The following is an 8,335-nucleotide window of genomic DNA, read 5'->3' as shown; positions in this document are numbered from 1 at the left end:
GAGCGTGAACCTGTCGCCGGCGTCCGACCCCAGCGACGACGGCGGCGCGGTCGTCCTGACCCAGAGCGGCGGCGTGTACGCCTCCAGCGGGACGTACGTCACGCCCTTCATCGACTTCGGGAGCGCGCCGACGGCGTTCGACCGGCTGCGCTACGTTGCCGACACGTCCGTGGGAACCGTCGCCTATCGGATCGCCTCGTTCGAGAACCTGACGGACGCGCGGACGTTCACGGGCTCGCCGGTTCAGGGTTCGCAGCCGCGCGGGGTGGGGATCGACATCAGCGGCTTGACGCCGCGCCGGTACGTCGCCGTCGAGTTCACGTTGACGACGCCGGACACGTCGCAGACGCCTTCGCTCAAGGCGGTCGAGGTGATCGCGCGGCGTTCGGTTCCGGGGATCGCGGCTCCGTCGGGCGTGCCGGACGTCGAGCTGGGTCTGATGCGTGTCGGTGGGTCGAGCCATCTGAGCGTATTGGATCGGCTCTGCGGGCTGTTCGGGTTGGAATACCGCCTGACGCCGTCAGGAACCTTCGAGATGCAGAGCGTGCCGTCGGCGGGGTCGGTCGGCTCTGACTGGGGAACGGATCGGCGGGACGCCTGCACGTTCGCGGAGGGGGTTCACGGGAACCTGCTGCGCTGCGAGCGGGACGATTCGGAGCTGGCGAACTTCGTCGTCGCAGTGGGCAACGGCGAGGGGTCGGAGCGGCTCCTATGCGTCGTGCAGGACGCGGCGAGCCAGGCGACGTACGGCGTGCGGCAGGCGGTTCCCTTGTATCCCGACATGACGCTCGCCGACCTGAAGGCGGACGCCGACGCGTATCTGGCGCGGCACAAGGAACCGCGCGTCGCGCTGACGTTCGAGCTGCTGGCGGGTGACGCGCCGTTCGCGCCGGGGGATTTGGTGCGGATCGTCTCGCGGCATCGGCGGAACCACGAGGGGGGCGATCTGGATGTGTCGGCGCGGGTTCTCCGCGAGACGCGCGAGGAGACGGACGCCGGCGAGCGGATTCTCCTGCACTGCGCCGACAAGCCGCGCTCGCTGACGTCGGAGCTCGCCCGCTGGCTCGGCGATGAGCGTTGGGGAGGGTGACATGGAGATGATCGAGGCGCGGGTCCGGACTACGGACGAGCTCTTCTCGCGGCTGGAGTCGCTGGTCGAGAAGGATCACGACCTCCTGACGCGGCTGGATATCAAGGTCGGGGAGATTCTCTCGCGGATGGTGTCGCAGGAGGCGCGTTTCGACGACCACGAGAAGCGCCTGCGGGAGCTGGAGGCGGCGAAGTGGCGGATCGCGGGGATCGCGGCGGTGCTGTCGACGCTGATGCCGGTGCTCATCTCACTGCTGACGCGGGCGGTGATGGGTGGAGGGTGATGGAGATCAATTCGGAATCCACGGCAGCCGCACAGGACTGATGCAGTCAGGGAACGAGCAGTCCGAATCCAGTAATCGCTTGTGTCCGCTAGGACGCCTGGCCCACAGGGCTGGTTCGACGACCAACGCAATGTGGTTCACCGATTGCACGTGAGCCCCAACGCGCTCGATACAGGAGACTGCTTGCATCGGGCAATGTATGTCTTGACAAACGTCCGATGGCGTGGCTAAATGAGGCTACAGCACACATGGCAAGATTACCATAGGACGATGTTCCCATGACCGATCTGACAACGGTGACGAACTCGCCGACGTTCCGACTCTTCGCCATGCCGAGCTTCTGGAAGGGCGTCGCGCGTACGATCGACCTGTTTGGTAGTCTGGATACCTACAATGTCAGCGCAACGCCGGAAGAAGCGGACAAGCAGGCGTTCCTCGCGGACTGGAAGTGCCTCAGTTCAGACGCACAAGCCGCCTATGGCGAACTCGTCAGGCAGATCGAAACCCAAACCGGCGAACGGCAATTCGGCTAGCTCCGGCACGTCCCAGATGGTCGCGATTCAGCGCACCCAGTCCTATTCTGGGCCGTTCCCGCCTCCTGGCCTGCTTGAGACTTGCGAACGTCACCATCCTGGGTCGACGCGCATCTTCGTTGAGCAGTATGAGAAACAGTCCGATCACCGAATGGCGATCGAGCGGAAAGTGGTCGACGCGAACGTTCGCAATGAACGGTGGGGCTTGACTGTCGCTTCGATACTTGCGGTGCTGGTGTGGCCCGGCATTGCCGCATATATGATTTCCCTTGGGTATGTCGGCGCTTCATTGGGCGTTCTTGCGGCGGAGTTCGGAGCGTTAGTCGCTATGTTCCTGAACCGGGCGCGGAAACAGCGCCGAGATACTCAACGCAAAGCCGACGTTGAGACTCCGACAATACGTGAGTCTACCGAGCGCTGACACTGGCACCGACGATGAACTCGGTCGGTTCCTCAACATCTCTCCATCGGTATAGCCGGACAAACGCCGGTATCCCTTGGCAACAGAACGTTGGCGGTTCTCTCGACGGCGATGCCGGTGCTCATCTCGCTGCTGACGCGGGCGGTGATGGGTGGGTGACCAGCCTTCGGCGCCACGTTCGACTGTGGCATAATCGCCACTTGAGCAGGCACGTACACGGGAGAGAAAGGGTCGCTAGTGACACCCTCCATCCAGATGGCCCCGACGGATTGGGTGGTTCGACGGACCATGCCTGCAACGGCGATAGCGGTTGACGAAACGCGACCGGCGTAGCGGATTATCTGCAGGTCATACTGACTTCCGACGAAGCCGGCGGCTACGTGGCAGAATGCCCGGCGATCCCCGGCTGCATCTCGCAAGGAGCCACAGAACAGGCTGCCATCGAGAACATCCAGGAAGCGATCGCCGAATGCATCGCCTTCCGGCGGGAGATGGGCTTGCGACCGTATGAGACCTATCTCATGGTCAAAGTGATTGTGTAGCATACGGAGTGACGTAGAACGGTAGCATGGTGTGTCTTGTGCGCTCTGCGGGCATCGAGTAAGCTGCTGCTGCCTAGGAGTCGCTAGGAGTGCCATTCTAAGGAGCCACACATGCACCAGCTAGAGACCACTGGGCAATCGCCGCTGCGGCAACCAGCGTACCTTGCTGCAGAAGCAGCGCGGCTTGTCGGATTGAGCTCTGGTCGCGTGCACCGTTGGTTGCAGGGGTACTCGTACGCTTATCGGGACGAACGCCGGCGGCAAGAGCCTGTAATCCGACATTCGGGTGGCTCGTCATATGCTTCGTTTCTAGATCTCGTGGACCTGCTGTTCGTTCGTCGATTCCTCGACCACGGTATCAGTCTGCAGACGCTCAGGAAGGCGTTGGAGGAGGCAAGGGAGATACTCGGTACGGATCACTTCGCGCGGCAGCGCTTTTTCACGGATGGTAGAGGGGTCTTCCTCGCCGTTAAGGAGTCAGCGAAGGCAGACGAAGGCGAGGCGATGATGAAGCTTCTCTCTGGCGGGCAGTGGGTCATTCCAGACGTCATCAAGGCGCTTGCTGACGAGATCGAGTTCGACAGCTCCACCGATCTGGCGCAGCGCTGGTATCCACCGGACGCGGATCGACGCGTGGTCGTTGACCCAGCGGTCTCGTTCGGTAGCCCATCCGTCGCCGGAACCGGCATAACGACTGCGAATGTGTACGATCTGTATGTCGCAGAGGGACGCAAGATCGGGCCAGTTCGCAGGTGGTTTGGTCTGGAGACGGACTGCATTGAGGCAGCGATCTGCTTTGAGGAACGGATGGCTGCATGAGGTTCTTCATCGATGAAGATCTCGGCAAACCGCTTGCAGATGGTATGAAGGGCTTCGGCGAGAACGTGACTCATCTTCTGGATGAGTACCCAGCCGGTACAGCTGACGTCGCCTGGCTCCAGGACGTTGGGCAGCGAGGTTGGCTCATCGTGACCAGGGACGAGCGGATTCGCTACCGTCCTGCTGAGCGAGCTACCCTCACGCGCTGTCGAGTTGGCGCGTTCTTCTTAGGTGGTAAGAACCTGACTCACTGCCAACTCGTACAGCAACTCGTGCGCAACTGGCCGCGCATGAAAGAGCTCGCTGCCAACACACAGAAACCGTTCGCCTACCGTGTTCCTCCCAGCGGCACGAGGATCGAGTTGATCCAACTGTAAGAGTCTACTGCCGCGGGCCTGCCCGAACCCAAAGCAACACGGGCCCGTTCTGGAGCGTCGCCTGCGCAAAAACGGCCGGCGCTGGCATCGGCACGCCGCATTGCACCCTCCACCCGCCAGGGCTAGACTACGCCCTGCGGCGGACGCTCGCCTTGCCCGCCGCCACCAGACATGAGGAGGAACCCATGCGGCGAATCGCTCTCCTAGTGCTCGTTACCGCCCTCGGCTGCCAGAGCGCGCAGGATGCCCCGGCATTGGAGAAGGACGTGGACGAGAAGCAGACGGCGCAGGACCAGAAGCCCGACGAAGTCGATCAACGCCTCAACAACTCGCCCCGACACAGCGAATGGGTCGAAATCCAGCAGGGCGACCGCTCCGTCGCCTCGTTCGTCGCGTACCCCGAAGCGCCGGACAAGCGGCTCGCGCTCATCCTGATCCACGAGAACCGTGGCATGGCGGACTGGCTGCGCGCCTTTGCCGACCAGGTCGCCGAGGCGGGCTACGTCGCCATCGTCCCGGACCTGCTCTCCGGCATGGGACCCGGCGGCGGCAACACGGATTCCTTCGCGGACACGGCGGCGGCGACCCGCGCTATCGGGGCGCTCCCGCCCGACCAGGTGACCGCCGATCTGAAAGCCGTCGCCGCGTACATCGCCAAGCAGCCCGCGTCGAGCGGGAAGGTCGCCGTCGCCGGCTTCTGCTGGGGCGGCAGCCAGACGTTCCGGTTCGCGACGAACCACGCCGACCTCGTCGCCGCGTGCGTCTTCTACGGCAGCGGGCCCACCGATCCGGCGGACATCGCCCGCATCAAGGCTCCCGTCTACGGCTTCTACGGCGGCAACGACCAGCGCATCAACGGAACCATCCCGCAGAGCGAAGAGCTGATGAAAGCCGCCGGCAAGTTCTACGAGCCGGTCATCTACGACGGCGCGGGACATGCCTTCATGCGCCAGGCGGCGGAGACGGACGACCTGGCGGACCCCAACAAGCAGGCGGGCATCGCGTCCTGGGAGCGGCTCCAGGCGATCCTGGCGAAGCACAGCAAGTAGGTGCGCGGTTCCCTTCGCGTCGCAGTGATGAGCGATGGTTCCCTCCCGGGGGAGGGTTAGGCGGGGGAGGGTTAGGGAGGGGGTTCGTCAAACCGCGCCATCGTTGCTGAGGGCACAGCGGTCGGCTAGGATGGCGCATCGCCCGTGCGCCGCCCAGCCCCCGGAAGGAGCCTGCTCCATGACGCCCGTCCTCGGCAGACCCGTCACCGTGTCCGCCATCGCCATCGGCTGCGGCGGCGAGTACGACGCCAAGATGCAGCTCGCCGCCGAACACCTCGAAACCTCCGGCGAGAACGGCGTCGATATCGCCTGCCTGCCCGAAGCCTTCGCGAGCCTGACCGCCGAGCCCATCCCCGGACCCACGACCGACGCCATCGCCCGGTTCGCCAAGCGGTACGGCATGTACGTCCTCTGCCCCATCGTCGAACGCGCCGACGGGACGCAGTACAACACCGCCGTCCTCATCGGACGCGACGGGAGCGTCATCGGTTCCTACCGCAAGGTCTACGTCTTCTGGGGCGAGAACTCCCGACCCAGCCGCGACGGCGTCCGCGTCTACGACCTCGACTTCGGACGGATCAGCATCTTCACCTGCTTCGACGTCAACTTCCCCGAACTCTGGCAGGAAGCCGACGAACTCGACGTCGAACTCGTCCTTTGGCCCTCTGCCTACGGCGGCGGCATGCCCCTCAACGCCTACGCGATGCTCTACCACTACCCCATCGTCCCCGTCGGATGGGGCAACCTCATCGACATCACCGGCGAGAACCTTGCGGACGTCCTCCAGCCCCGGCCAGGACAGACCATCGCGACGCTCGACCTCGACCGCGTCCTCATCCACGAGAACTTCACCGGCGACAAGGTGCGGCGGCTCATCGACAACGGGGAAGCCGTCATCGAGCGGCACTTCGAGATGGAGGCGTGGTGGCTTCTGCGAGCCGCCAAGCCCGGCGTCCGCGCCCGCGACCTCTGCAAGCGCGACGGCATCGAGACCCTCCGCGAGTACCAGCAGCGCAGCCGTCGCCAGATCAATGAGATTCGGTTCCGAGGCGGACTCGTCTAGCGGTCTGTCGGGACGAGTCGCAGGGCAGCCAACCCCTACCCTAACCCTCCCCCATTCAAGAGGGAGGGGATGGAGCCCCTCCCCCCGCGAAGCGTGGGGGAGGATTGGGGAGGGGGGTTCCTCGAACGTTCACCTGAACAGACCACCAGCCGCGGAGAACGCCCATCGACACGCTCTACCTCGTGCCCGGCTACCTCGGATATCGCGGCAAAGAGGGCTATTGGGGCTTCTGGGACGCGGTCATCCCGATCCTGACCGCCGAAGGTTTCCGGTGCGTGCCGGTTCCCACCGAACCCATCGGCTCCATCGAACGCCGATCCGCCAAGCTGTGCGACACGATCCGCGAGACGACCCGCGACGGCGACGCCCTCGACCCCACCGACCGACTCTACCTGCTGGGATTCAGCACCGGCGGACTCGACGTCCGCTATCTCCTCTCGCCCGCGACGCCCCTGACGCTGCCAGCCGCCGTGCGCTCGCGCGTCAGAGCCGCCGTAACGCTGGCGACGCCCAACCACGGCACGCCGATGGCGGACTTCTACCGCGCCTGGCGGGCAGACGACCTCTTCGGATTCTTCGCGGGAATCTTCGCCAAGTGGAGCACGTCCGACCGCATCGCGGAGCTCGGCAGGCTCGCCGACAAGCATCGCGCAGTCATCCAGCGGGTTCTCGGTGAACCGCAGCGCGAGGAGTTCCTGCGGTTCGTCGAAGGACTGCTCATCGCGACGAAGGAGGAACGCGAGTCGATCCAGGGGTTCCTCGACAGCATCGCCCGCAGCCGGGGAGCCCTCGAACAGCTCCGCGTCCGCTCGATGCGCGTCTTCAACGAACGCGTGACGGACGATCCCGGTCTTCGCTACGTGTCCTTCATCGCGGGAACCGAACCGATCCCGCCGAGCAACTTCGGCACCGCGCTCTTCGCCCTCGGATGGTTCATCACGACGCGTAGGAAGCCCGCCCTGCCTCCGCCGCCGGATGACGGGCGCGTGCCGCCGCCGAAGGTCTGCTCGCTCGACGGATCGCCGCTCCCGCCCGACGCGTCGCCCGTGGTCATCTCGGCGAAGCTCTCCGATGCCGTCGTGCCGACGATCTCGCAGTACTGGGGCGAGCTCGGCGGCTACGCTCCTGTCGATCACCACGCCGCGTGCGGGAAGCCCCACCACATGATGCGCGTGCCGGAGTTCGCGGGAGAGGGCGTGCGGGCGCTCTACGGGCGCATCGCCAACGCGCTGCGGGGGAACGACGGGTAGGAACCCAGTCCGCATCGGCTCCTGTGTGAAAGGGAATGACGGATTCAGGTGAGTGTTGCGGCGGCAGCTTGGTGAACGGCTCTTGCCATGCCCAACGGGGATTGCGCGGGCTCGACGCGTCAGCCGCGCGCCCATCACTCCTTCGAGCGATGGGCGCGTTGATTTGTGGATGGGTTCCATCGGCGGTTGGGTGCGCGCCGGCTACTGGGTCTTGAGCTCCGCCCAAGCCGTGGCGAGCTTCGTCCTCGGTTCCACCGGCAGGACGCCTTGGACGATCGCTTCGAGCTCCGCCTTCGTCCACGCCAGGTAGATGGCGTCGTAGTAGCCGATCTCGTTGAACTGCGTCAGCGCGACGCCGGTCATCGTGAAGTTGGTGAAGTCTCCCCACAGGTCGCGGATGACGGGCGTCCAGTTCTTCGGCACATCCTTGCTGACCTGGATGCCCGTCCAGCCCGTCAGGTTTTCGCCGGCGATGTAACGCCGGGTTCCCGGAGCTGGCGGGTCCACGAACGCGGCGTTGACGGCTCCCCACGCGCCGTTGTCGGGGAACTGGATCATGATCCCCGCGCCGCCATCCTTGCGCCACGAGAAGAGGATGTAGCGGGCGTCGGTATCCTTGGACGGCTTCTCGACGATCGAGTACGCCCATCCGGCGATGTTCGCGTTGTACTTCTGCCCATTGGTCGCAGCATTGCCCTTCGCGTCGAGCTTGACGGCGACCTTGCCCTTGAAGACGATCTTCTTTTCGATGGCGATCTCGGTCGCCGTGTCCTGGTTCGGCAGGGCGTCGATGAACGCCGCGTCGTCTTCGAACAGCGTGATGACTTTGGCGGAACCCGGGATGGAGAGCGAGCAGGCGAGGGCGAGCACACCGACGCTCAGAATGAGCCGGTTCATTGAACGTATCC

Annotated in this window: 9 protein-coding genes; 8 read left to right on the top strand and 1 reads right to left on the bottom strand. The window is 64.8% G+C overall.

The window, feature by feature from the left end; genetic code table 11:
- The first annotated feature begins 1,091 nt into the window (after nucleotides 1–1,091).
- The 8 genes from FJZ36_08320 (at nucleotide 1,092) to FJZ36_08285 (ending at nucleotide 7,427) form a co-directional block, all read left to right on the top strand.
- Complete coding sequence (locus tag FJZ36_08320; GenBank protein MBM3214904.1) at nucleotides 1,092–1,373, top strand: hypothetical protein; 282 nt, start codon at nucleotides 1,092–1,094, stop codon at nucleotides 1,371–1,373.
- Nucleotides 1,374–1,766: 393 nt separating this feature from the next.
- Entirely contained in the window at nucleotides 1,767–2,327 is a 561-nt protein-coding gene (locus tag FJZ36_08315) for a DUF2335 domain-containing protein (GenBank protein ID MBM3214903.1), read from the top strand.
- A gap of 341 nt (nucleotides 2,328–2,668) precedes the next feature.
- Nucleotides 2,669–2,869, top strand: coding sequence for a type II toxin-antitoxin system HicB family antitoxin (locus FJZ36_08310; protein MBM3214902.1), 201 nt, complete (start codon nucleotides 2,669–2,671; stop codon nucleotides 2,867–2,869).
- A 384-nt stretch (nucleotides 2,870–3,253) separates the two neighbouring features.
- Nucleotides 3,254–3,688 (top strand): DUF433 domain-containing protein, encoded by a 435-nt coding sequence (locus FJZ36_08305; GenBank protein MBM3214901.1) that lies wholly within the window; start codon nucleotides 3,254–3,256, stop codon nucleotides 3,686–3,688.
- Complete coding sequence (locus FJZ36_08300; protein ID MBM3214900.1) at nucleotides 3,685–4,065, top strand: hypothetical protein; 381 nt, start codon at nucleotides 3,685–3,687, stop codon at nucleotides 4,063–4,065. The genes FJZ36_08305 and FJZ36_08300 overlap by 4 nt, the downstream gene beginning before the upstream one ends.
- A 185-nt stretch (nucleotides 4,066–4,250) precedes the next feature.
- A complete protein-coding gene (locus tag FJZ36_08295) occupies nucleotides 4,251–5,114 on the top strand; it encodes a dienelactone hydrolase family protein (protein MBM3214899.1) in 864 nt (287 codons plus the stop codon).
- 34 nt (nucleotides 5,115–5,148) lie between these two features.
- A complete protein-coding gene (locus tag FJZ36_08290) occupies nucleotides 5,149–6,177 on the top strand; it encodes a carbon-nitrogen hydrolase family protein (protein MBM3214898.1) in 1,029 nt (342 codons plus the stop codon).
- Nucleotides 6,178–6,359: 182 nt separating this feature from the next.
- Nucleotides 6,360–7,427, top strand: coding sequence for a hypothetical protein (locus FJZ36_08285; protein ID MBM3214897.1), 1,068 nt, complete (start codon nucleotides 6,360–6,362; stop codon nucleotides 7,425–7,427).
- Between the two features lie 201 nt (nucleotides 7,428–7,628).
- On the opposite strand, the gene FJZ36_08280 is transcribed toward FJZ36_08285, so the two are convergent.
- Nucleotides 7,629–8,324, bottom strand: coding sequence for a hypothetical protein (locus FJZ36_08280; GenBank protein ID MBM3214896.1), 696 nt, complete (start codon nucleotides 8,322–8,324; stop codon nucleotides 7,629–7,631).
- Between the last annotated feature and the right edge of the window lie 11 nt (nucleotides 8,325–8,335).

Source organism: Candidatus Poribacteria bacterium, assembly GCA_016866785.1.
GTDB lineage: Bacteria > Poribacteria > WGA-4E.
Note: the sequence above shows the minus strand (reverse complement) of the source record. Positions and strands in the feature narration are given on the sequence as shown.

Coding starts and splice junctions, on each gene's coding strand:
- FJZ36_08320 (MBM3214904.1), top strand. CDS start 1,092: ATGGAGATGATCGAGGCGCGGGTCCGGACTACGGACGAGCTCTTCTCG.
- FJZ36_08315 (MBM3214903.1), top strand. CDS start 1,767: ATGTCAGCGCAACGCCGGAAGAAGCGGACAAGCAGGCGTTCCTCGCGG.
- FJZ36_08300 (MBM3214900.1), top strand. CDS start 3,685: ATGAGGTTCTTCATCGATGAAGATCTCGGCAAACCGCTTGCAGATGGT.
- FJZ36_08295 (MBM3214899.1), top strand. CDS start 4,251: ATGCGGCGAATCGCTCTCCTAGTGCTCGTTACCGCCCTCGGCTGCCAG.
- FJZ36_08290 (MBM3214898.1), top strand. CDS start 5,149: ATGGTTCCCTCCCGGGGGAGGGTTAGGCGGGGGAGGGTTAGGGAGGGG.
- FJZ36_08280 (MBM3214896.1), bottom strand. CDS start 8,324: ATGAACCGGCTCATTCTGAGCGTCGGTGTGCTCGCCCTCGCCTGCTCG.